This is a genomic window from Halolamina salifodinae (assembly GCF_017874235.1).
Taxonomy (GTDB): domain Archaea; phylum Halobacteriota; class Halobacteria; order Halobacteriales; family Haloferacaceae; genus Halolamina; species Halolamina salifodinae.
Genome location: NZ_JAGGLC010000001.1, coordinates 791,154 through 814,220, shown reverse-complemented (window position 1 = coordinate 814,220; position 23,067 = coordinate 791,154). Strand labels below are relative to the sequence as shown.

The following is a 23,067-nucleotide window of genomic DNA, read 5'->3' as shown; positions in this document are numbered from 1 at the left end:
CTCGCGGTGAGTGACCGGTGTCCCTCCTCGTAGCCGTTCAGTGTCGCTCACAGTGAGTGTTCGGGGGCGTTCGACCCGCACGCTTTCGCAAACACCTTATACGGCCCGGGAAAACCACGAACCGATCAGCTAATGCCCAGACCGGAAGTTCTTGATCGGATCAAGGAGGCGGAGGAAGACGCCGACGAGATCCTCGAGGAGGCTCGCCGGGAGAAAGAGGAACGGATCGCCGAGGCTCGCGAGCGAGCCACCGAGATCCGGGAGGAGGCCGAACAGGAGGCAGCCGAACTCGAGGAGGAGCGTCTCGAGGAGGCCCGCGCGGAGATCGAGGACGAAAAAGAGGAGATCATCCGCGAGGGCGAGCGCGAACGCGAGGCGCTGACCGAGGAGGCCGAGCAGAACGTCGAGGAGGCCGTCGAGTACGCGGTCGACCAGTTCGAGGAGGCGGTGCATGCTCAGACCTAAGCAGATGAGCAAGCTCTCGGTGACTGGCTCCAAGCGCGTGATGGGGTCGGTCGTCGAGCTCGTCCACGACCAGCACGTCCTCGACGTCTCGGAGTACGACGGCTCGTGGGAGGGGTTCCAGCCCGGCGACCCCGAGGCGGAGGCCGAGGCGGCGTCCGAGAAGCTGGTGACCGTCCGCTCGATCAAGAGCATCCTCGATGTCGACGCCGAGGCGGCGACGCCGCAGTCGATCACCGAGGCAGAGATCGAGGCCCAACTCCCCGAGATCCAGGACGCGGTCAACGAACTCGACGACCGGCGCGATACGCTCCGCGAGGAGCTTCGCGGGATCGAGGAGCGCCTCGACGCCGTCGAGCCGTTCGTCGAACTCGGGATCGACCTGAACCTCCTCGGGGGCTACGACAGCCTCGAGGTCGCGGTCGGTCACGGCGACTACGACTCCGTCGAGCGCGAACTGCTCGACGCCGAGGGGATCCAGCAGTACGAGATCTTCACCGGCGGCGACGTGCTCGCGGTGTTCGTCTACCCGAGCGAGCACGCCGAGGGTGTGCTCGACGACGCACTCGTGGGCGCGGCGTTCACGAGCCTCGAGGTGCCCGATTCCGAGGTCGCCCCGGAGTCCTACGTCCGGGAGATCGAAAGCGAGAAACAGGGCATCGAGTCCGAAATCGAGGGCGTCGCCGACGAGCTCGCGGCCCTCGAGCAGGAGCACGCGTCGTTCCTGCTGGCGGCCGAGGAGGAGCTCCAGATCGAGGCCCAGCGCGCCGAGGCGCCGCTCTCCTTCGCGACGACGGAGAACGCCTTCGTCGCCGAGGGCTGGGTCCCCACCGAGCACTACGAGGGGGTCGCGGCGACGCTCAAAGAGGAACTCGGCGACCGCATCGACGTCGAGGAAGTCGAGCGCGCCCAGTTCAAGTCCGACGGCGAGGCCGTCCACGAACACGGCGAGGCAGTCGCCGACGGCGGCACCACCATCGGCAGCGACGAGCCGCCGGTCGTGCAGGACAACAACGGGTTCGTCCAGCCCTTCGAGGTGCTGGTGAATGCGATCGGTCGGCCCACCTACAGCGAGTTCGACCCGACTGCCCTCCTGTTCCTGACGTTCCCGCTGTTCTTCGGCTTCATGATCGGGGACGTGGGCTACGGGATCGTCTACACCGCCATCGGCGGCTACCTCTACACGCAGTTCGACAGTCCCGGCTTCAAGAGCATGGGCGGCGTGACCATCGCGGCGGGGCTGGCGACGATCCTGTTCGGCGTCTTCTACGGCGAGATATTCGGCCTGCACCTCGTCTCCGAGTACGTCTGGGGCGGCAACGCGCCGCTACACAAGGGGCTCATCCCCGAGTACAGCTACTGGGTCCCCGGCTGGATCCTGATCAGCGCCCTCGCCGCGCTGGTCCACCTCAACATCGGCTACGTGCTGGGGTTCTTCGAGGAGCTTCAGTTCCACGGCCTGAAGGCGGCCGTCGTGGAGAAGCTCTCGTGGATCTTCGCGATGAACGGCCTCTGGATCTTCATCGCCAGCAAGTGGTTCGAGAACTCGAAGCCCGAGTTCATCTTCACCGTGTTCGACAGCGGTGAGAAGGCCGCGTTCGCGCTGGGCTTCGGCGGCTTCCCGGTGATCGTCGGGCAGGCAGGGATCGCCCTGTTCGTGCTTGGCGCCCTGCTGCTCGGCTTCGGCGCGCCCGCCGAACTCGTCGAGATTTTCGACGCGCTGGTGAACGTGCTCTCCTACGCCCGACTCGCGGCGGTGCTGCTGGCGAAGGCGGGGATGGCCTTCGCGGTCAACCTCTTTTTCTTCGGCGTCGCCGTCACCGGCGAGGGCGAGGAGGCGTCGTGGCACTTCATGACCGACCACGCCTACCACGTCGGCGATATGTACCACGGCGAGCCGGTCACCGAGATCATGTTCGGCGGCCTGATGCACGGCGGCCTGGCGTCGCTGCTCGGCGGCATCCTCGTCCTCGTGCTGGGCCACATGCTGGTGCTCGCGCTGGGTGTGACCAGCGCCGGCCTGCAGGCCGTGCGTCTGGAGTACTACGAGTTCTTCTCGAAGTTCTTCGACGGCGGCGGCCGCGAGTACGAACCGTTCGGCCACGAGCGTCAGTTCAGCCGACAGGACTGACGCCACCCTCGCGGATCCTCCCGTTTGGCTGACGGGTTTTGGCGACTGGTACCCCCCCGTCAGCCGTGCCTGTGTGGCCGCCTCGCACGGTTCTCTCCGGCGCCTTTGGGAAGGTTTATGACCGTCGTGGAGCCAACTACGGCTTGTTCGGAGACGACTGACTACGAACCCGAGTTGATACCCATATGTTCGACATCGCACCCCAAGTCGCAAGCCTCGCACTGCAGGAAGGAACCAGCAGCGGCCCCGCCATCACCTCGACGGGTATGGCAGCCCTCGCAGTCGGCCTCGCCGGCCTCGGTGCCGGCTACGCCGAGCGTGGTATCGGGTCCGCCGCCGTCGGCGCCGTCGCCGAAGACGAGGGCCTCTTCGTGCAGGCACTGATCCTCACCGTCCTGCCGGAGACTATCCTCATCTTCGCGCTGGTCGCCATGATCCTGGCGTAAACTTTCCTCTCCCTTTCCGCTCATGAGCTTGGAAACCGTTGTCGAGGACGTTCGAGACGAAGCCCGCGCGCGTGCCGAGGAGATACGCGAAACGGGCGAGAGTCGTGCGGAAGAGATCATCTCGGAGGCGGAAGCCGACGCCGAGTCGATCGTCCAGCAACGAGAAGAGGAAGTCGAGGCACAGATCGAGGAGGAGCGCGAGCAGGCGCTCTCCAGCGCGAAGCTCACGGCCAAACAGGAGCGCCTGGAGGCCCGACGCGACGCGCTCGAACAGGTCCGCGACGGGCTCGAAGAGCGCGTCGCCGAGATCGAGGGCGAGCGCCGTGAGGAACTCACCCGCTCCCTGCTCGACAACGCGGCCGAGGAGTTCGACGCCGCCGCAAGCGTCGACGTCTACGGCCGTGCGGCTGACGAGGAGCTGCTGACCGACCTGCTCTCGGAGTACGAGGGCTGGTCCTTTGCCGGTATCGAGGACTGCCTCGGCGGCGTCGTCGTCGAGAGCGAGAGCTCCCGCGTCAGCGTGGACAACACCTTCGACTCCGTGATCGAGGAGGTCTGGGACGAGGAACTCAAACGCATCAGCGAACGCCTCTTCGAAGAATGAGCGCAACCGGCAGTTCCAACCCGGAGTACGTCAACGCTCGCGTGAGCGCCCGGCGTGCGACCCTGTTCGACGAGGAGGACTACCGGAAGCTGCTGCGGATGAGTCCCGACGAGATCTCCCGCTACATGGAGGAGTCGACCTACCAGGGGCCGATCAACCGGCTCGGCTCCCGCTTTGCGGGCGTCGACCTGATCGAGTACGCCCTGAACGCGGGGCTGGCCGAGACGTTCGACGAACTGCTCGCGTGGGCCGACGGTCGGCTCTACGAGCAGGTCGCTCGCTACCTGCGGAAGTTCGACGCGTGGAACGTCAAGACGGCCGTCCGCGGCGTCTACGCCGACACGGACGCCGAGTCCATCGAGGACGACGTCATCCGCGCCGGCGAACTCGACGACGACCTGCTCGACCGACTCGTCGACGCCGAGAGTATCGACGCCATCGTCGACCTGCTCGAGGGGACGCTGTTCGGCGAGCCCCTCGCGGCGGCCTACGAGGTGTACGAGGAGTCGGGCACGCTGGTGGCTCTAGAAAACGCCATCGACCGGGCGTACTACGAGAACCTGTTCGAGGGCGTGACCACCGCGGGCGCTGGCGCGGACTCGGCGTACGCGGAGTTCCTGCAGGCCGAGATCGACTTCCGGAACGCCCGGAACGCGCTCCGACTCGCACGGAGCGGCGCGGATATCGATCCGGCGGAGTACTTCATCGAGGGTGGGACGCTGTTCACCCCCGAGGAGCTCTCGGCGCTCTCGCGGAACCGCGACCAGTTGGTCGAGCGGATCCGTGAGAGCCGTTACGGCGACGAGCTTACCGGTGCGCTCGACGAACTCACGGAAGCTGACAGCCTCATCGGGTTCGAGCACGCCCTCGAGGGCGCGCTGCTCGAGCACGCGCGGAACGCGGCACACGCCCACCCGATGTCGATCTGTCCAGTGATCGCCTTCGTGCTCGCCAAAGAGCGCGAGGCCGACAACATCCGTGCCATCGCCCGAGGCACCCAGGCGGGGCTCGACCCCGAGGAGATTCGGGCGGAGATGGTGGTACGATGAGCACCGAAATCGCCGTGATCGGCAGCCCGGAGTTCACGACCGGGTTCCGCCTCGCCGGCGTCCGGACGTTCGAGGACGTGCCCGACGAGGAGAAGGATGCGCGACTCGACGACGCCGTCGAGTCGACGCTCGGCGACGAGGACGTGGGCATCATCGTGATGCACGACGACGACCTCGACTACCTCTCGCGGGGGACCCGCGAGGCCGTCGAGACGAGCGTCGAACCGACGCTGGTCACACTCGGTGGCGGCGCCGGTAGCGGCGGGCTGCGCGACCAGATCAAACGAGCCATCGGGATCGACCTGATGGACGACGAGGACTAACTATGAGTCAGGCAACAGACGTCGCCGCGGAAGAACGCGGCCAGATCGAGAGCGTGAGTGGTCCGGTCGTGACCGCCGTCGACCTCGACGCCCGGATGAACGACGTCGTCTACGTGGGCGACGAAGGGCTGATGGGCGAAGTTATCGAGATCGAGGGCAACGTCACGACGGTCCAAGTGTACGAGGAGACCTCCGGGGTCGGCCCCGGTGAACCCGTCGTCAACACGGGCGAGCCGCTGACCGTCGACCTGGGTCCGGGGATGCTCGACTCCATCTACGACGGCGTCCAGCGCCCGCTGGACGTCCTCGAGGAGAAGATGGGCTCGGCGTTCCTCGACCGCGGGGTCGACGCCCCCGGGATCGACATGGACAAGGAGTGGCTCTTCGAGCCGGAAGTCGAGGCTGGCGACGCGGTCGAACCCGGCGACATCGTCGGGAACGTCCCCGAGACCCAGACCATCGACCACAAGGTCATGGTCCCGCCCGACTACGAGGGCGGCGTCGTCGAGAGCGTCGAAACGGGCGAGTTCACGGTTCAGGATCCCGTCGTCTCCCTCGAGAACGGCGAGGAGATCCAGATGCACCAGGAGTGGCCGGTTCGTGAGGCCCGCCCGGTGCAGGAAAAGCAGACGCCGACCGAGCCGCTGATCTCCGGACAGCGCATCCTCGACGGCCTGTTCCCGCTCGCGAAGGGTGGGACGGCGGCGATTCCGGGGCCCTTCGGCTCCGGGAAGACCGTCACCCAGCAGAGCCTCGCGAAGTTCGCCGACGCCGACATCGTCGTCTACATCGGCTGTGGCGAGCGTGGCAACGAGATGACCGAAGTCATCGAGGACTTCCCGGACCTGCCCGACCCGCAGACCGGGAACCCGCTGATGGAGCGGACGACCCTGATCGCGAACACCTCGAACATGCCCGTGGCCGCACGTGAGTCGTGTGTGTACACCGGGATCACCATCGGGGAGTTCTACCGCGACATGGGGTACGACGTGGCACTCATGGCCGACTCCACCTCCCGGTGGGCCGAGGCCATGCGCGAGATCTCCTCCCGACTGGAGGAGATGCCCGGCGAGGAGGGCTACCCGGCCTACCTCGCCGCGCGTCTCTCGCAGTTCTACGAGCGGGCCGGCTACTTCGAGAACGTCAACGGCAGCGAGGGCTCGATTTCGGTAATCGGGGCCGTCTCGCCGCCTGGCGGTGACTTCTCCGAGCCGGTGACCCAGAACACCCTGCGTATCGTGAAGACGTTCTGGGCGCTGGACGCCGACCTCGCCGAGCGCCGGCACTTCCCGGCGATCAACTGGGACGACTCCTACTCGCTGTACCGGGACCAGCTCGACGAGTGGTTCGAGGAGAACGTCTCCGCCGACTGGCCCGAGCGCCGACAGTGGGCTGTCGACATCCTCGACGAGGAGGGCGAACTGCAGGAGATCGTTCAGCTCGTCGGCGAGGACGCCCTGCCGGACGACCAGCGCCTGACTCTCGAGGTCGCCCGCTACATCCGTGAGGGCTGGCTCCAGCAGAACGCCTTCATCGAGGTGGACCAGTACTGTCCGCCCGAGAAGACGTTCAAGATGCTGGGGGCGATCAAGAAGTTCGACGACGAGGCGTTCGAGGCGCTCGAAGCCGGCGTCCCGATCGACGAGATCACGAGCATCGACGCCGCGCCGAAGCTCAACCGTATCGCCACCACTCCCGACGACGAGGTCGACGAGCACGTCGCGGAGCTGAAAGCAGAGATCGAGACCCAACTGCGGGAGCTCTACTGATGAAAGAGTACCAAACTATCACCGAGATTTCGGGCCCGCTCGTCTTCGCGGAGGTCGACGAGTCCATCGGGTACGACGAGATCGTCGAGATCGAGACTGCCGACGGGGACACCCTCCGTGGGCAGGTGCTCGAGTCCTCGGACGGCCTCGTCGCCATCCAGGTGTTCGAGGGCACCAGCGGTATCGACCGGAACGCGTCCGTGCGGTTCACGGGCGAGACGCTGAAGATGCCCGTGACCGAGGATCTCCTCGGCCGGGTGCTGGACGGCTCGGGCAACCCCATCGACGGCGGCCCCGACATCGTCCCCGACGAGCGCCACGATATCGTCGGCGAGGCGATCAACCCGGTCTCCCGGGAGTACCCCGAGGAGTTCATCCAGACCGGGGTTTCGGCCATCGACGGCATGAACACGCTCGTGCGCGGCCAGAAGCTCCCGATCTTCTCCGCGTCGGGGCTGCCCCACAGCGACCTCGCGCTCCAGATCGCCCGGCAGGCGACCGTCCCCGAAGAGGACGAGGCCGGCGAGGAGTCCGAGTTCGCCGTGGTGTTCGGTGCCATGGGGATCACTCAGGAGGAGGCAAACGAGTTCATGGCCGACTTCGAGCGCACCGGCGCGCTGGAACGCTCGGTCGTGTTCATGAACCTCGCGGACGACCCGGCGGTCGAGCGGACGGTCACGCCGCGGATGGCGCTGACCACCGCCGAGTATCTCGCCTTCGAGAAGGGCTATCACGTCCTGACGATCCTGACGGACATGACCAACTACTGCGAGGCGCTCCGAGAGATCGGCGCCGCGCGTGAGGAGGTCCCCGGCCGACGTGGCTACCCCGGCTACATGTACACGGACCTGGCTCAGCTCTACGAGCGGGCCGGCCGTATCGACGGGAAGGAAGGGTCCGTCACGCAGATCCCGATCCTCACCATGCCCGGCGAGGACACCACCCACCCGATCCCGGACCTGACTGGCTACATTACGGAGGGCCAGATCGTGATGGACCGGGACCTCGACAGCAAGGGCCTGCAGCCCCCCGTCAACGTCCTGCCCAGCCTCTCCCGGCTGATGGACGACGGTATCGGCGAGGGGCTGACCCGTGAGGACCACGGCGACCTCAAGGACCAGCTGTTCGCGGCGTACGCGGAGGGTGAGGACCTGCGCGACCTCGTGAACATCGTCGGTCGCGAGGCGCTCTCGGAGACGGACAACAAGTACCTCGACTTCGCGGACCGCTTCGAGGCCGAGTTCGCCAACCAGGGCTACGAGACCAACCGCGACATCGACGAGACGCTCGACATCGGCTGGGAGCTCATCTCGATGCTGCCGAAGACGGAGCTCAACCGTATCGGCGAGGACCTCATCGAGGAGTACTACGTCGAGGACACCGGCGCCGACGCGGCCGGCTCCGCGGAAGCGCCCGCGGACGACTGAAACGGGGCTCGTGACCGGGGGTCCCCCGCGTCACTCCCCGAAGCCGTCGCCGTGACTGTGCAGTCAGGCCGTCACGGCACGCCTCTCTGTCCCGACCGCCGAGCGGCGGCTCACCCTACTTAACTCATCTATGTGGGTCGTTAGCAATCCTGCACAACGGCGCCGTGTGGCGTTCTCACACGATCTGACCGTAACATCTTTATAGAACCACGGACAATCTTTCGGTACACATGAGTCAGCGACAGCGCATGGGTAACCAGCCCATGATCGTACTTTCCGAGGAGAGCCAGCGAACTTCCGGGAAGGACGCCCAGGAGATGAACATCACAGCCGGCAAGGCGGTCGCCGAGTCGGTCCGGACGACGCTCGGCCCAAAAGGCATGGACAAGATGCTCGTCGACTCCTCCGGTGGCGTCGTCGTGACGAACGACGGCGTGACCATCCTCAAGGAGATGGACATCGATCACCCCGCGGCCAACATGATCGTCGAAGTCGCCGAGACCCAGGAGGAGGAGGTCGGCGACGGCACCACGACCGCCGTCGTCGTCGGCGGTGAACTCCTCGATCAGGCCGAGGAGCTCGTCGAATCCGACGTGCATCCGACCACCATCGCACAGGGCTACCGCGCGGCCGCCGAGAAGGCAAAGGAGATCCTCACCGAGGAGGCCATCGAGGTCACCGCGGACGACTACGACACCCTGACCAAGATCGCCGAGACGGCGATGACGGGCAAGGGCGCCGAGACCGCGAAGGACACGCTCGCGGAACTGGTCGTCGACGCCCTGCTCGCGGTGCAGGACGACACCGGCATCGACGCCGACAACGTCTCCATCGAGAAAGTCGTCGGCGGCTCCATCGAGAACTCGGAGCTGGTCGAGGGCGTCATCGTCGACAAGGAGCGCGTCGACGAGAACATGCCCTACGCGGTCGAGGACGCCGACGTGGCGCTGTTCGACGGCGCCATCGAGGTCAAGGAGACCGAGATCGACGCCGAGGTCAACGTCACCGACCCCGATCAGCTCCAGCAGTTCATGGACCAGGAGGAAGAGCAGCTCCGCGAGATGGTCGACGACCTCGTCGACGTCGGCGCGGACGTGGTGTTCGTCGGCGACGGCATCGACGACATCGCCCAGCACTACCTCGCCCAGCACGGCATCCTCGCGGTCCGCCGCGCCAGCAGCGACGACCTGAAGGCGCTGGGTCGAGCGACCGGCGCGAACGTCGTCTCCGCGCTCGACGACATCGAGACGGCGGACCTCGGCTTCGCCGGCTCCGTCGCCCAGAAGGACATCGGCGGCGACGAGCGCATCTTCGTCGAGGACGTCGAGCAGGCCCGCTCGGTCACGCTGATCCTCCGCGGCGGCACCGACCACGTGGTCGACGAGCTCGAGCGCGCCATCGACGACTCCATCGGCGTCGTGCGGACGACGCTGCTCGACGGGCAGGTGCTGCCCGGCGGCGGCGCCCCCGAGACCGAGCTCGCACTCCAGCTCCGACAGTTCGCTGACTCCGTCGGGGGCCGCGAGCAGCTGGCCGTCGAGGCCTTTGCGGACGCACTCGAGGTCATCCCGCGCACGCTCGCGGAGAACGCCGGCCTCGACTCCATCGACTCGCTGGTCGACCTGCGCGCCACCCACGACGGCGGCGCGTTCACCTCCGGCCTCGACGCCTACACGGGCGACATCATCGACATGCAGGAGGAGGGCGTCGTCGAGCCCCTCCGAGTGAAGACGCAGGCCATCGAGTCCGCCACCGAGGCGGCGACGATGATCCTCCGCATCGACGACGTGATCGCCGCGGGCGACCTCGCTGGCGGGCAGGTCGGCGACGACGAAGGTGGCGACGAGATGCCGCCGGGCGGCGGCGGCATGGGCGGCATGGGCGGTATGGGTGGCATGGGCGGCGCTATGTAAGCGAGGCGGGAAAACTCGCCTTCGGCGAGGCAAACCGCCTCGTCATGACGAACGGGGAACGAATGTGACCCGTGAGTCGAAACCGGTCTCCGACCACCGCTTTCACCGCCTCCCGAGCACCGATTTCCGAACGGCTCAGATATCCCCCCGGAAACGATCCGGAACCTGCCGGTCGTTTGTTTACGCCCGGCACATTTCTCCGACATTTATTAGTGAGTGCCACACCGTGTTTCAAACACCCGACTGGTCCGTCGGGTTGTCAGAGGCAGGCCGGCGGGCTTCGGCCCGCAATCATCTGGAGTTGCCCTCCGTGAGCACGAGGGCGCTCCCGATTTCTCAGCCCGAACTGTGTACCGTCCGCAGCAGCGCCTCTAGTTCGTCGACGAACCCCCGGAACATCCGCCCGCCTTTCTCGGCGTCGACGCGTGAGACATCGCCCATCGCGCCCGATTCGGACCACTCCGCCACGTCGAGGGTGACGTTCAGCGGGCCCGACCCGAGCAGATCCGACGGCGCCTGCTCGTACTCGGTCTCCCACTCGGTGGCCTGCATGCGCTCCTCGTCGACCAGTTCGGGGTGGAGGTGCAACATCATCGAGGTCTCCAGTTCGCCGCCGTGGGCCATCCCGCCCAGTTCGCTCTCCCGCACGTCGTCGAGGAAGTACTCCCCGAGTTCGAAGTAGGTGAGCCCCAGAACCTCGGTGTCCGGCTGCTCGGCGCCGACGCGCTGGGTGGATGCGGCGAGCAGCGGGCGGTTCCCGCCGTGGCCGTTCAGGAAGAGCAGCGTGTCGAAGGCGTTGCCCAGCGCGCTGTCGGCGATCTGGGCGAGCACGTCCGAGAGCGTGTCGAAATCGGCGCTGACGGTCCCGCCGAACGGGAGGTGGTGTGGCGAGTGGCCGAGCCAGAGCGGCGGCGTGGTGAGGATGGGGAGGTCGTCGGCGCCCGCATCGGCGCTGCGCTCGCCGGCACGCTGTCCGCCGGCGTCGGCGACGCGCTCGGCGCCGGCGGTGGCGACGGCGTTGACGAGGATCGTGTCGGTCCCGGTCGGGAGGTGGTGGCCGTGCTGTTCCAGCGCGCCGACGGGGACGACGAGGATGGAGCCGTCCTGCTCGGCGATTTCGCGGACCTCGGGGTAGGGTTTGGCAGCCCACGCGACGGGGCTGGTGGTGTCGACCATGGGGTGGGTTGGCGGGGAGTGGCGAAGTAGGTGTGGGTGAGGCCCTAGTGAGGTGATTCCCACGGAGAAGCTGGTTGGATTCTAACTGCGGTATTGTCACGACTACTGGTCTTGAACTATTCAAAAAACGATGGCGGGACACAACTAGGGCTACCGAATAATCTATGTTTCTAGTAGATTGCTTATCCCCATCTCTCCCGAATAAACTCTAGCAGTTCCTCTTCTTCTCGGTTTGTAATATCTTCCACCCCAAATTCTGGCCCATCGAGGTCGTTCAATACTTTTAATGAGGAGTTGTCATATATCTCTGAGTACTTTGATTCAAATGATGTATTTCCTTTCGATTGGTTCTCTTCTGTACTTAAGACTGCTAGGTTGCCGATACGATTGCGGTTCTGAAGATGATTATGCAGCTTATTACCTTCTTCAGCGTTTTTTGGAACGAGATGCTCAACTTGGAAGTTCTTCCGGAATTCATGGTAGGGAGCTAGTGAAAGCAGACCGGACGGGCCTCTAAGGGAACGTTCATACTCATACATAACATATTTCACCACTTCGCTTTTTCTTACCCCGCCCCATCCAGACGTAAAGTTCCCATCCAGCACATCTGGCGTACTTAGGAAATCAGAGACGACTTCATCGATCGGTGCGATGCGGTCACGTTTTTCTTTGACTCTCTCAACTGCCTCTTTTATACCTAGTTCCTTTGACTGCCATCCGACATATCGGTCCGATTTTGAATTGAATATCTCATGAATCTCATCTTCATCAATATCGGACCAGTAAAGGTCATTTGCAATTGACGAGAGGGCGTTTGCATACCCCTGGGCACCATGAGACATAACTAAACTAAATCGGAAAACTAATTTTTCTAGTTCTGACACAATCTCTGCGAACTCTTCGGATCGGACACCGAATTTTTCTGCAGTGGCTATCAGTAAGGGAGTGGTTGAGGATTGGCTTCCTGCGTGTAAGAACAATAATTGAACCTTTCTCACTGTCTCGTTAACTGTTGAATTGTGATCGTTATTTGGCTCAAAATATCTCTCTGCAAATTTATCCCTATCTGTAAGATAGGGGTATCGCTCTGAGAATTTCTCGAGAGAGTTTAAATATGGTGTAATGAAGACTTCAAAGTCGTCACGTTGCACACTCGCAAAATCATTTAGATCAGAAAGGCGTCGATGTATCTCGGATGGTCCGTGACGCTTAGCTCGTGAATCTGATCGCTCACTTGTAAATACCTCCCAGTGAATCCTAATCAAGTCATCAACTTCTGAGTCAGAAAGGCCGTCATGTATTGTTATATTTCGAACAATCCTATTGAACTGTTCATATATGTCCTCAGACTCCAGTTCATCTGACTGAGAAGCACAGTAGACAAGATGGCTCCGAACCTTATCATGTAATCTTAAATCTCGACCACGATCGTTTATAACCTTGAACATTCGAGCTGCCTCGTCAACGTCTTCGACAACTTTGATATTCACCTCAAAACGTTGAGTTAGGATCTTTACTATGTTATTTAGGAATTTATAATAACCCGCATGATCAGTTGAACCGTTTTGATATTTTTCTGTCTTCCACTTTCGAAGTCGCTCAATCGTAGCCTGCTTAGCGCCAGCAATCTTTCTCTCAGCTTCTACCCGATCATCACTTTCCAAGTAATCTTCTGGGTTGTTCCCTTCCAGAATCACACTTGTATAGGCATCTTCTGCTAGGCCACCTAATCGGATTCTTTCTACACCTTCATACTGAATATACTTCTCTTCAATATCCTCCCTCCTGTCGCTTATCGTAGAAGAAATGTCACCGCTAACCTCATCACTATTTTCGATTGTTGACATTTCTTCGACAATTGCGGACACAACGATTGCGACCGTTGCTAATCGTTGTTGGCCGTCAACAATCCCATAGACATCATAGTCTTCAAAATCACTTGGTTCAACTGACCCTCGTTCTTCGAACACGAGCGTTCCAAAGTAATGGTCTACCTTTTTGTCCTTTTTATTGTTCTGTCGGTAGACAAACCCGACGTCATCGAGAAGGTCCTTGACGTTTGACTTTTCCCAGGCATAATCCCGCTGATAGTCGGGAATTACGAAATACGACTGGCTAAACACTGACGAAAGTGAAAAATTATCATCGGGTGTTCCGTCCATGATGTTTGCTTACTGCCCACGTTGATTATATTTTTGGCATTTATCTAGGAGAGTTCTCAATTCTTAACTGGTGATTGGCTAGTCAGTAACCCTTCATAATTAACAGCGCCACTTTGATAGCATTAGCCATCTGGTATGATAATCACTGCCCAGTACAGTCGCCACTGAGGAGGTCCCTAGAGTTATGCAGTGACAGTTGACGATCTCTCGGAATGAAGCCCTGTAAGGGGAGCAATCGCACTGCGGTACGTTCGGCCCGAAAGCGTGCGATCTACTGCGGCGTCGGGAGACATTCAGAACGGCTGTCTAGGTTCGTTTTCACCAAAACTCGAAATCAGACTTCAGGGTGGTCATTGTGGGATTCGAACCACGGTCGCTCCCGTTCGCTCGCTATCGCTCGCTCACCTCCCGCTCCCTGCTTCGAATCCCCTGCGTGCGTCGAACGACACGTCTCGCTGTCGCTCGACGGTCGTACGGGCACGGTGGGATTCGAACCCACGACCACCGGATGGCTCCCCCCGAGGGACCCACCGGGGTTAGAAGTCCGACGCTCTGTCCAACTGAGCTACGCGCCCTCACCCAACTGTTTGCCTCCGAGCGCAAAAGCGGTCGGGTTCGTCCCGTAGCCCTTAACCCCGCAAGCCGAGAAGCCCGATCCGATGCGAATCATCGGCACCGTCGGGCTTCCGGGAAGCGGCAAGGGCGAGGCGGCCGCCGTCGCCCGGGAAGAGGACATCCCGGTCGTCACGATGGGCGACGTAATCCGGGCCGAAACCCGCCGGCGAGGGCTCGACCCGACCGAGAACCACGGTGAGATCGCGGGGAAACTCCGCGAGGAGGAGGGCGAGACCGCCATCGCCGACCGCTGTATCCCGATGGTCCGGGAGGCCGCCGAGGACCAGTCGGGCGAACCGGTCGTGCTCGTCGACGGCCTGCGCTCGATGGCCGAAGTCGAGCGGTTCGTCGACGCCTTCGGCGAGGACTTCCTGCTGGTCTCCATCGAGGCGCCCTTCGACCTCCGGGCGAAACGGCTGGGCGCCCGCGGGCGCGAGGCGACGGATCTCGACCGCGAGAAACTCCGCGAACGCGAGGAGCGCGAACTCGGCTTCGGGATGGGCGAGGTGATTGACGCTGCCGACCTCACCATCCACAACGACGACAGCCTCGAGGCGTTCCGCGAGCAGGTCCGGGCGGTGCTGGAAGCCGGTGCCGACGCCGTCGACGAGCAACACGCCGGAGGTGAGCACGAATGATCTACAGCATCGATGTCACGATCGAGGCACCGGTACAGAACACGGAGGTCGCCGACCGCGTCGAGGACGCGGTGACGAACCTCTTCCCGGAGGCGGAGTTCCACCGCGAACCAGACCGCTTCGTCGCCGAGACCCACTCGCTCGACGCGTTCTCGGACGTGCTCCACGAACAGGAGATCCTCGACACCGCCCGTCGACAGTTCTACAACGGCGTCGACGAGCGAAGCTCGTCGGCCAGTCAGACGGAGTCTGACGATGTTGACGAGGGCGGCTTCGAGTTCTCGCTGAAGAAACAGCCCGCCTTCGAGGGCGTCGTCAACTTCGCGGTCGGCTCCGAGGACGAACTCGGCGATATCCACGTCCGCGTCGACGTGCGCGAACCCGACGTGGAGTCGTTCATCGACTACGTCGCCCCGGAGACCGAGGAGGGGCGCCCGGTCGAATCCGGTACGAGCCGGCGGGACACTGACGACTACCACGGCCCCGCTAGCGACGCATCGGACCGATAGATGCGCCTCGGTCGGTACCACCGCACCCTCGTTCTCGCAGCCGTCGTCGGCATCGGCGTCGGCCTGTTCGCCACGGGGTTCCGACTCGCGTGGAAGGCCGGCCTCGATCTGCTCTGGGGTGGAACTGTCGTCCCGTGGCACCGGATCGTCGTCAGCACCGTCGCCGGCGTCCTCATCGGCGCCATCGGAACGCTGAGCCACTACCCCGGTTCGCTCGCCGCTGTCGTCCGGGATTTCCACGAGCACGGGGCGATCCCTGCCCGCGACAACATCCCCGTCGTCCCCTCGAACTTTCTCGGCCTGATCGCCGGGCAGGGCGCCGGCCCGGAGGGGATGATGAGCGTCGTCGGCGGCTCGCTGGGGACGCGTGTCGGCGACCGCCTCGACGCCGGCGGGCGCAAACTGCTCACGCTCGCGGGGATGGGTGCGGGCTTCGGGACGATCCTCGGCGCGCCAATCGGTGGCTCGCTGCTCTGGCTTGAACTCCCCCACCGCCGCGGTATCGAGTACTACGAGGCCATCGTGCCGACACTGGTCGCGAGCTTTTCGGGCTATCTGGTGATGGTCTCGCTCAGCGGGCTCTCGCTGTTCACCGTCTGGGAGGCGGACCTCCTCTACCAGTACGCGCCGTGGCACCTCGCAGCAGCGTTGCTGGTCGGGGTCGCCGTCGTCCCGCTTGCCCACATCTACGACCGCGTGTTCTCGGCGGTGGGGCGAATACTCAATCGCTACTCCCCCCGGCTGATCGTCCGCACGACGGTCGCCGGGTTCGGAATCGGCCTGTTGGGCTACGCGCTCCCGCTGACCTACTTCTACGGCGGCACCCAGATCAACGCCGTCCTCAACGGCCAGCACTCGCTCGGCCTGCTGGTCGCGGTACTGGGCGGAGAGATGGTCGCTGCGGCACTCACGATTCAGGGGAACTGGCACGGCGGCCTCATCATCCCCCACATGTTCATGGGCGCGGTGATCGGACAGGCGCTCTCGCTGGTCGTCCCCGGCCTGCCCGCCCCCATCGCGATGCTGGTGGGGATGGCGGCGTTCAACGCGACGGTCACGGGGACGCCGCTGTCCTCCGCGCTGATCGCCATCTCGTTGACCAACGGCGCGGCTATCGTCCCGGTGTTCCTCGGGAGCCTCGCCTCGTTCGTCGTCGGCCCCTCGGTCGGCTTCGTCGGGACTGAGGAGCCCCGCCGCGAGCAGGAGGGGCCGTTGTTCGCGCTTGACGAGGGGAACAGCGAGGACGGTGCGGGCGACTAGAGCGTGACCTGCACCACCGCGAACAGCACCACCACCCCCAGCACGTCGCAGGTGTTGGTGACCACCGGGATCACCACGTCGTCCGGATCAAGACCGAACCGGTAGGCGCCGTAGGTCGCAAGAATCGTAAGCACCACCGCGAGCACCGCGAGCACCACCCCACTGAGCAGCGAGATCCAGACCACCGTCCCGACCGTCAACTGCACGCCGCCGAGCAGCAGTCGGAGCAGCCACGCGCCGGCGCCGACGACGGGGAACAGCGTCACCGCAAGCGCCACGGTCGCGACGGCGTTGCCAGCCAGCGTCTCGTCGGTCGGTTCGAACGCGAACGTCCCGAGGTGGAACGCCGTCGAGAGCCGGGAGGCGAGGATGCTTCCGAGGTTCCCCGCGGTGCCGATGGTGACGGGCACGAGCACCAGCAGCGTCGGGTACTGGTAGAGTTGGGCCTCGAACCCCCCCAGCACCAGCCCCGAGCCGACTTCGACCATCGTCATCACGAGCAACACGGGCAGCATCGCCCGAGTGATCCCCCGGACCGACCAGTCGGCCGTCATCCACCACCTCCCGCAGCCAGCACCAGTCGCACCGAGAGCAGCAGGAAGGCGACGCCGAACACGTCACCGGTCGTCGTCACCACGGGTCCGACCAGCGAGTCGGGGTCGTGCCCGCGGCGGTAGCCCGTGAAGACGACGACCACGACCACGGCCGTCAGCGCGATGCCCGAGAGCAGCCCTGAGAGAAGGCTGATCGCGACCAGCGTCGAAAGCGGCGCGACCGTATCACCCAGCGCAGTCAGGATCAGGAACACCGCGACGGCGGCGACGGCACACGCCAGCAGGCCGTTGACCAGCGCGGCCGCCGCAGCCCCCCGAAGGCGCGGGTCGCCGGCGTCGACGTACGGTTCGATCAGCCCCTGGTGGAGCCCAGTCGAGAGTCGCGCGCCGAGGCTGCCGTAGACGTTCCCGCGCGTCGCCAGCAACGCGGGGACGGCGACCAGCAGCCCCGGCACCGCCCGGAGTTCGGCCTCCATCCCGCCGAGGACGACGCCGGCGATCAGCCCCCCGACGAGGCTGGCCGACAGCGCGGGCAGCGCCGCCTCGTAGGCCTCGCGCGCGACGCCGATAACGCTCATTACCGGAGCCAACAGTCGGGGGCGTGAAAAAGACCGCGAGCGGGGATCACTCCTCGCCGCCCAGTACCGCGATCAGGCCGAGCAGCGCCAGCCCCACGGCGAGTGCGCCCCCGAGCGCCCCGAACGCGACGGTGTACCCCTGTGTGTCGATCAGGAACCCCGTCACCCCCGGCGCAACCGCGCCGGCAGTCATCAGCACGGTCCGTACGACACCCAACCCCCCGCCGGCGGCCTCGTCGGGCAGCAGCGACATCAAAAAGGCGCTCCGGACGGGCCGGAAGCCGTGACAGCCCAGCCCGAACAGCGCGACGGCGGCGGCGACGGCGGCGACGCCCTGCACCGAGAGCAGCGCCGCCGCGCCGGCGACGGCGGCGCCGACGGTGACAAAGAGCATCGGCAGGCGACCCACGCGGTCGGTGAGTTCGCCGGTGCCCAACTGGACCAGCGAAACGACGAACAGCCCGGAGTAGATGGTGTTGGCGACGCTCGTCTCCAGTCCCAGCCCCGCGTCGGCGGCGAGATAGCTCGGCAGGAACGCGACCACGCCGTTGTAGCCGAAGGCGAAGGCGACGGTGACGCCGACGAACAGCGCGACTCGCGGCGCCTTCATCAAGCCGAGGTAGCCGAGCAGCGAGCCGTCGATCCCGCTATCGTCGTCGCCGCTGGGTTTGGCGACGGCGCCGGTGCCCGCGAGGTGGCGAGGGGTCCGGCGGACGAACAGCACGGTCAGCGCCGCGACGACGATGCCGGTGGCGAGAAACAGACCGCGCCAGTCCGGCAGCGCGTAGGTAACCGCCAGCGGCGCGACGACGCCGCCGAAGGCTGCGACGGTGTCGAGCACGCCCAGCGCCCGGCCCGTTCGCTCCTCGTGGACCGCAGCGAGCAGGCGCACGGCGACGGTTTTGTGCGCGCCGGTTCCGAGCCCGATCAGGAGCATCCCGGCGACGATAGCGAGGAACTCACCCGGTACCGCGTCGACGCCGCCGAGCGGCAGCGAGAGGTCCGGGAGCGGCACTGGGACCACCAGCGCGAACGCGCCCGCGGCGGCGACGACGGCGCCGCCGGCGATGACCCTGACCGGTCCCTGCCGGTCGGCGATGACGCCGGAGGGGAACTGCATCAGCGCGTAGACGGTCATCAGCGCGGAAAACGCCAGCCCGGTCGCGGTGTTCGAGACGCCGTAGATCGCCTGAAACGGCTCGAACAGCGGCGGGAACAGGTAGCGGACGAACTTCGCCATGAACCACAGCAGCGACGTGAGAATCAGCGCGTCGTAGCGCGCGAGGCGGCGAAGCTCCATTCGGTGCGGGCTACCCCCCGACTGGGGAAAAACGGCGCGGATGCGGCGAGTCTACCCGAACGGGCCCATGCCGCCCATCCCGCCGCCGCCGTCGCCGCCCTGCATCTTCTTCATCATGCGCTGCATGTCGCCGTCGCCCATCCCCTGGAACTGGTTCAGGGTCTGGTCCATCATCTTGTGCTGCTGGAGCAGCTCCTGCACCGTCTCCTCGTCGGTGCCCGAGCCGCGGGCGATGCGCTGGACCTGCTGGGCGCCGATGGAGCGGGGCTCCTCCAGTTCCTCGTCGGTCATCGAGTCCATGATGACCTCGAAGTTGCGCATCCGGTCCTGGGTCACGTCCATCGCGTCGTCGGGAAGCTGGTCCATCATCCCGCCGCCCATGCCGGGTATCATGTCCATTACCTGGTCGAGGGGCCCCATCTTGCTCATCGCGTCCATCTGGCGCTGCATGTCCTTCAGGGTGAAACTCCCCTGCAGCATGTCCTCGGGCTCCCAGTCCTCCTCTTCCTCGCCCGTCTCCTGCATCGCGCGCTCGACGCGCTCGGAGAGCTGTTTGAGGTCGCCCATCCCGAGCAGCCGGGAGATGAAGCCGTCGGGCTCGAAGCGCTCGATGTCCTGGACGGTCTCGCCGGTCCCGAGGAAGGCGATGGAGGAGTCGGTCTCGTTGACAGCCGTCAGCGCCCCGCCACCCTTGGCGGTCCCGTCGAGTTTGGTGATCGTGACGCCGTCGACGCCGATGGCGTCGTCGAACTCCCGGGCCTGCTCCTTGGCGCCCTGTCCGATGGCGGCGTCGAGGACGAGCAGGTTCCGGTCGGGGTCGACCGTCTCCTCGATCTCCTCGATCTCGTCGATGAGTTCGGTCTCCAGTGCGTGCCGCCCCGCGGTGTCGACGATGTGCACGTCGGCGTCCTCCGTGGCTTCGAGGCCGTCGCGGGCGATCTTGACGGGGTCCTCGGCGTCGGGGTCGCCGTAGAACTGCACCTCGGCGTTCTCGGCCATCTGCTTTGCCTGCTGGTAGGAGCCGGGCCGGAACGTGTCGGTCTGGATGACCGCCGGGCGCAGGCCCTTCTTCGAGAACCACCAGGCGATCTTGGCGGCGGTCGTCGTCTTCCCGGAGCCCTGCAGCCCCGAGAGCATGATCGTCTGGGACTCCAGCGGGAGCTCGGTCGACTCGCCGACGACCTCGATCATCTCCTCGTAGACGATCTTGAGGATGTGGTCGCGCGCGGAGGTGCCCCCCGGCGGCTCCTCGTTGAGCGCGCGCTCCTCGATGTTCGAGGAGAGATCCATCACGAGGCCGACTTCGACGTCGGCCTGCAGCAGCGAGCGCTGGATCTCCTTGACGATCTCCTGGACGTCCTCCTCGTCCAGGCGGGACTTGCCCCGGAGCGTGTCCATCGTGCTCCGGAGGGAGCTCCCGAGATTGTCGAGTACCATCTTACCCCATCCTTGGCGATGGACCCATAAACCCTTGTCCGTCCGAACGAGGCTACGACACGCCGAACCCGAACCGCGTCACCTGCTCGAAGCGGGCCGGCACCCGGACGAACGTCGCCGCCACGTCCTCGCCCCCATCGCAGTCGCTCTCCCGCTCAGTCCGGCGGTAGCTAAGTTCGCCCCGCCGACTCACCGACTGCCCAACTCGGCCGTCGTCCATGCCGAGAGAACCAGTCAGGTGCGCAACAGTGTTTCGGCCGGGTTCACTCGTCGGGCAGCGTCCACACGTCCGCCTCGTCGCCGGTCCGGGTGTCCCGCCCGCCGACGCCCTCGATCAGGTCCCGAGCGAACGCCGCGGCCTCGTCGAGGTCCGCCGGTACCCCGTTCTCCAGCCGACCGAACGCCAACTCCGCGCCGGTCCCGAGCGCCACGGGCGAGTCCTCGATGACGCTCCCGTCGGCGTACACCGCCCGGACCAGCGCCTCGCCGCTCTCGTCCCGCGCGGCGACGGCGGCGTCGGTCCCAACGTCGCTTGCCACTTCGGTCGCCATGCGAGTGAACGGCTCGATAGCGGGGATCTCGCCGTGGTCTGTCTCGTAGGCCCGGCGCTTCCCGTCGAGTTCGCGCCGGAACTGGTCGGAATCGGAGACGGCCGCGCCGCCGCACTCGCCGAAGTCGGCGATCCGCTCGGCGTGTTTGCTGCTGACGGTGCCGTCGGCGACGACCAGTCGGTCGGCGGCGACGACGGCGCCTCCGTCCGTCTCGAACGCGACAACAGTAGGCATGGGGTCACGTTGGGCGCGGCGACGGAAAACGCTCCGCCCCTGTCGGCGTTGGTCGCGCCGCTGAACAACGGCGTTGAAAAACGGAGAAACGGCGCGCTACTCCGAGAGCAGGTCCTCGACCAGTTCCTCGGGGTCGAACTCCTGCAGGTCCTCGTACCCCTGCCCGGTGCCGAGGAAGAGGACCGGCTTGCCCGTCACGTGGGCGATGGAGATGGCGGCGCCGCCCGAGGAGTCGGCGTCGGCCTTCGTCAGGACCGTGCCGTCGATCTCGGCGGCGTCGTTGAACTCCTTGGCTCGCTCGACGGCGTCCTGGCCGGCGACGGCCTCGTCGACGAACAGCGTCATCTCGGGGTCGACCACGCGGTGGATCTTCTCCAGTTGGGTCATCAGGTCGTTCGAGGTGTGGAGGCGACCGGCCGTGTCGCCAAGCACCACGTCGACGTCGTTGGCCTCGGCGTACTCCACACCGTCGTAGATGACCGCCGCGGGGTCGCCGCCCTGCTCGTGGGAGATCAGCTTCCGACCCACGTTCTCGGCGTGTTTCTGGATCTGCTCGTTCGCGCCGGCGCGGTAGGTGTCGCCGTTTGCCAGCACCGAACTGTAGCCGCGCTCGCCGAGCCACTCACTCATCTTGGCGATGGAGGTGGTCTTGCCGACGCCGTTGACGCCCGTGAACACGACCGTCACCGGCTTTTCGGCCTCGGCGACGCGCTGCTCGAAGTCGAACTGGCCAACCGAGATGACCTCCACCAGCGCGTCGTGGAGCGCGTCCTCGACGAGTTCGGCGGTGGTGTCGACCTGCTTGCGGCTCTCGCCGATCAGTTTCTCCCGGACGGAATCGAGGATCTCCTCGGCGACGCTCATCTCCACGTCGCTCTCTAAGAGGGCCATCTCCAGGGACCAGAGCGGCTCTTCGAGGTCGTCCTCCTCGATAATCACGCGGCCGGTGGCCATCGCGGCTGCCTGCCGCAGGCGCCCCGGCTTCTCGCCGTCCTCGTCGCTCGACTCGCGTTCCGGTGCCGCGGCGGGCGTCGAGGGCTCGGCTTCGTCGTCGGCCGACTCAGCCGCTTCGGCGTCCGCCGCAGCGTCGGCGTCGGCCTCCTTCTCCTCGACCTCCTCCTCGACGTCCTCGCGGAACGAGCCGAGTTTCTCCTTCAGTCCGTCGAACATGGGACCTTACTGACCGCCTTCTTCGCCCTGCTGCTGCATCTGCTGCATCTGCTGTTGCTGCATCTGCTGCTGCATCTGCTGGGCGCGCTGCTCGATCTCGGCGCTCTCCTCCTCGAGGTCGGAGATCTCCGAGCGAACCTCGCTGATGCGGTCGTCGAGCAGGTCCTTTCGGGACTCGAGGGCGTCGACGGCGTCGTCGCCCTCCTGCTCGGCCGCGTAGCCACCGCCGAGGCCGACGATGATCTCGTCCATGTCCTCGATCTCGGCACGAACGTACGCGCCGCCGCCGAGGGGGACCTGCACCGTGTCGCCGCTCTCGAGCGTGTTGATCGCCTCGATGGCGTCGTCGACGCCGGACTTCTCCTCCTGGAACTCCGCGATTTCTTCCTCTTTCTCCTCGATCTCGAGGTCGATCTCCTCGAGCTCCTGGGAGAGCTGCTGCAGCTGCTGCTGGCCACCACCCATCATGCGGCGGTCACCTCGCTGATCTCGATCTGCGTCCGCTTGAGGTTGTGCTCGGCACCGAACTGGGAGAGCACGTGCTCCTGTGCGACCGATTCGTTCTCCGCGTCGAGGCTCCGCTCGAAGGCCTGTCGCCCGTCGCGGGCCTCGAACGTACCGCTCACAGTAAACTGACTCATACCCGAAAAACGCCGGGCGAGCGGGAAGTAGCTTCCGAAAGGGTTCTCGGTCGAGAAGTGGGCTCAGTACAGCCACGGCATCGAGCTCCGTGGAGTGACACGACGGTCACTCCCGGTC

Annotated in this window: 23 protein-coding genes and 1 tRNA gene; 12 read left to right on the top strand and 12 right to left on the bottom strand. The window is 65.0% G+C overall.

Annotated elements, in window-relative coordinates; genetic code table 11:
- Positions 1–132 precede the first annotated feature (132 nt).
- The 9 genes from ahaH (at position 133) to thsA (ending at position 10,124) form a co-directional block, all read left to right on the top strand.
- Positions 133–465: an ATP synthase archaeal subunit H gene (gene ahaH / locus J2753_RS04295; RefSeq protein ID WP_209490672.1), complete on the top strand. Its 333-nt coding sequence runs from the start codon at positions 133–135 to the stop codon at positions 463–465.
- A complete protein-coding gene (locus J2753_RS04290) occupies positions 452–2,593 on the top strand; it encodes a V-type ATP synthase subunit I (RefSeq protein ID WP_209490671.1) in 2,142 nt (713 codons plus the stop codon). Before ahaH ends, J2753_RS04290 begins: the two co-directional genes overlap by 14 nt.
- Before the next feature lie 185 nt (positions 2,594–2,778).
- Positions 2,779–3,039, top strand: a complete 261-nt coding sequence (locus J2753_RS04285; RefSeq protein ID WP_209490670.1) for a F0F1 ATP synthase subunit C — start codon at positions 2,779–2,781, stop codon at positions 3,037–3,039.
- Between the two features lie 22 nt (positions 3,040–3,061).
- The gene (locus J2753_RS04280; protein WP_209490669.1) at positions 3,062–3,643 is read left to right on the top strand and encodes a V-type ATP synthase subunit E; all 582 of its coding nucleotides are present in this window, start codon (positions 3,062–3,064) and stop codon (positions 3,641–3,643) included.
- A complete protein-coding gene (locus J2753_RS04275) occupies positions 3,640–4,692 on the top strand; it encodes a V-type ATP synthase subunit C (RefSeq protein WP_209490668.1) in 1,053 nt (350 codons plus the stop codon). The genes J2753_RS04280 and J2753_RS04275 overlap by 4 nt, the downstream gene beginning before the upstream one ends.
- Positions 4,689–5,015 (top strand): V-type ATP synthase subunit F, encoded by a 327-nt coding sequence (locus tag J2753_RS04270; protein WP_209490667.1) that lies wholly within the window; start codon positions 4,689–4,691, stop codon positions 5,013–5,015. The genes J2753_RS04275 and J2753_RS04270 overlap by 4 nt, the downstream gene beginning before the upstream one ends.
- A 2-nt stretch (positions 5,016–5,017) precedes the next feature.
- Positions 5,018–6,784 carry an ATP synthase subunit A gene (locus tag J2753_RS04265; RefSeq protein WP_209490666.1) on the top strand — a complete coding sequence of 589 codons (1,767 nt, stop codon included), beginning with the start codon at positions 5,018–5,020 and terminating at the stop codon, positions 6,782–6,784.
- Positions 6,784–8,211, top strand: a complete 1,428-nt coding sequence (locus J2753_RS04260; RefSeq protein ID WP_209490665.1) for a V-type ATP synthase subunit B — start codon at positions 6,784–6,786, stop codon at positions 8,209–8,211. Before J2753_RS04265 ends, J2753_RS04260 begins: the two co-directional genes overlap by 1 nt.
- Before the next feature lie 263 nt (positions 8,212–8,474).
- Entirely contained in the window at positions 8,475–10,124 is a 1,650-nt protein-coding gene (thsA, locus tag J2753_RS04255) for a thermosome subunit alpha (protein ID WP_209490764.1), read from the top strand.
- A gap of 336 nt (positions 10,125–10,460) precedes the next feature.
- Here thsA and J2753_RS04250 read toward each other — a convergent pair whose 3' ends face one another.
- The 3 genes from J2753_RS04250 to J2753_RS04240 all read right to left on the bottom strand — a co-directional run bounded on the left by J2753_RS04250 (position 10,461) and on the right by J2753_RS04240 (position 14,037).
- Positions 10,461–11,300 carry a creatininase family protein gene (locus J2753_RS04250; RefSeq protein WP_209490664.1) on the bottom strand — a complete coding sequence of 280 codons (840 nt, stop codon included), beginning with the start codon at positions 11,298–11,300 and terminating at the stop codon, positions 10,461–10,463.
- 182 nt (positions 11,301–11,482) lie between these two features.
- On the bottom strand, positions 11,483–13,462 hold the full coding sequence (locus J2753_RS04245) for a DUF262 domain-containing protein (protein WP_209490663.1): 1,980 nt from the start codon (positions 13,460–13,462) through the stop codon (positions 11,483–11,485).
- 474 nt (positions 13,463–13,936) lie between these two features.
- A tRNA-Arg gene (locus J2753_RS04240) sits at positions 13,937–14,037 on the bottom strand.
- An 84-nt stretch (positions 14,038–14,121) separates the two neighbouring features.
- On the opposite strand from J2753_RS04240, the gene J2753_RS04235 reads away from it, so the two are divergent.
- From J2753_RS04235 to J2753_RS04225, 3 genes are read left to right on the top strand one after another with little or no spacing between them, the layout of a single operon-like run.
- Positions 14,122–14,715, top strand: a complete 594-nt coding sequence (locus J2753_RS04235) for an AAA family ATPase (protein ID WP_209490662.1) — start codon at positions 14,122–14,124, stop codon at positions 14,713–14,715.
- Positions 14,712–15,224, top strand: coding sequence for an RNA-binding domain-containing protein (locus tag J2753_RS04230; RefSeq protein ID WP_209490661.1), 513 nt, complete (start codon positions 14,712–14,714; stop codon positions 15,222–15,224). The genes J2753_RS04235 and J2753_RS04230 overlap by 4 nt, the downstream gene beginning before the upstream one ends.
- The gene (locus tag J2753_RS04225; RefSeq protein WP_209490660.1) at positions 15,225–16,484 is read left to right on the top strand and encodes a chloride channel protein; all 1,260 of its coding nucleotides are present in this window, start codon (positions 15,225–15,227) and stop codon (positions 16,482–16,484) included.
- Here J2753_RS04225 and J2753_RS04220 read toward each other — a convergent pair.
- The 9 genes from J2753_RS04220 to rpl18a all read right to left on the bottom strand — a co-directional run bounded on the left by J2753_RS04220 (position 16,481) and on the right by rpl18a (position 22,949).
- Complete coding sequence (locus J2753_RS04220) at positions 16,481–17,038, bottom strand: magnesium transporter (protein WP_209490659.1); 558 nt, start codon at positions 17,036–17,038, stop codon at positions 16,481–16,483. The genes J2753_RS04225 and J2753_RS04220 overlap by 4 nt on opposite strands.
- Positions 17,035–17,616: a magnesium transporter gene (locus J2753_RS04215; RefSeq protein WP_209490658.1), complete on the bottom strand. Its 582-nt coding sequence runs from the start codon at positions 17,614–17,616 to the stop codon at positions 17,035–17,037. Before J2753_RS04215 ends, J2753_RS04220 begins: the two co-directional genes overlap by 4 nt.
- Before the next feature lie 46 nt (positions 17,617–17,662).
- Positions 17,663–18,916, bottom strand: a complete 1,254-nt coding sequence (locus J2753_RS04210) for an MFS transporter (RefSeq protein ID WP_209490657.1) — start codon at positions 18,914–18,916, stop codon at positions 17,663–17,665.
- A 51-nt stretch (positions 18,917–18,967) separates the two neighbouring features.
- Positions 18,968–20,353: a signal recognition particle protein Srp54 gene (locus J2753_RS04205; RefSeq protein ID WP_209490656.1), complete on the bottom strand. Its 1,386-nt coding sequence runs from the start codon at positions 20,351–20,353 to the stop codon at positions 18,968–18,970.
- A 52-nt stretch (positions 20,354–20,405) separates the two neighbouring features.
- Positions 20,406–20,573 carry a hypothetical protein gene (locus J2753_RS04200; RefSeq protein WP_209490655.1) on the bottom strand — a complete coding sequence of 56 codons (168 nt, stop codon included), beginning with the start codon at positions 20,571–20,573 and terminating at the stop codon, positions 20,406–20,408.
- Positions 20,574–20,616: 43 nt separating this feature from the next.
- On the bottom strand, positions 20,617–21,138 hold the full coding sequence (locus J2753_RS04195) for a hypothetical protein (RefSeq protein ID WP_209490654.1): 522 nt from the start codon (positions 21,136–21,138) through the stop codon (positions 20,617–20,619).
- A gap of 96 nt (positions 21,139–21,234) precedes the next feature.
- Complete coding sequence (gene ftsY / locus J2753_RS04190) at positions 21,235–22,308, bottom strand: signal recognition particle-docking protein FtsY (RefSeq protein ID WP_209490653.1); 1,074 nt, start codon at positions 22,306–22,308, stop codon at positions 21,235–21,237.
- 6 nt (positions 22,309–22,314) lie between these two features.
- On the bottom strand, positions 22,315–22,773 hold the full coding sequence (gene pfdA, locus J2753_RS04185) for a prefoldin subunit alpha (RefSeq protein ID WP_209490763.1): 459 nt from the start codon (positions 22,771–22,773) through the stop codon (positions 22,315–22,317).
- The gene (gene rpl18a, locus J2753_RS04180) at positions 22,773–22,949 is read right to left on the bottom strand and encodes a 50S ribosomal protein L18Ae (protein WP_209490652.1); all 177 of its coding nucleotides are present in this window, start codon (positions 22,947–22,949) and stop codon (positions 22,773–22,775) included. Before rpl18a ends, pfdA begins: the two co-directional genes overlap by 1 nt.
- Positions 22,950–23,067 lie beyond the last annotated feature (118 nt).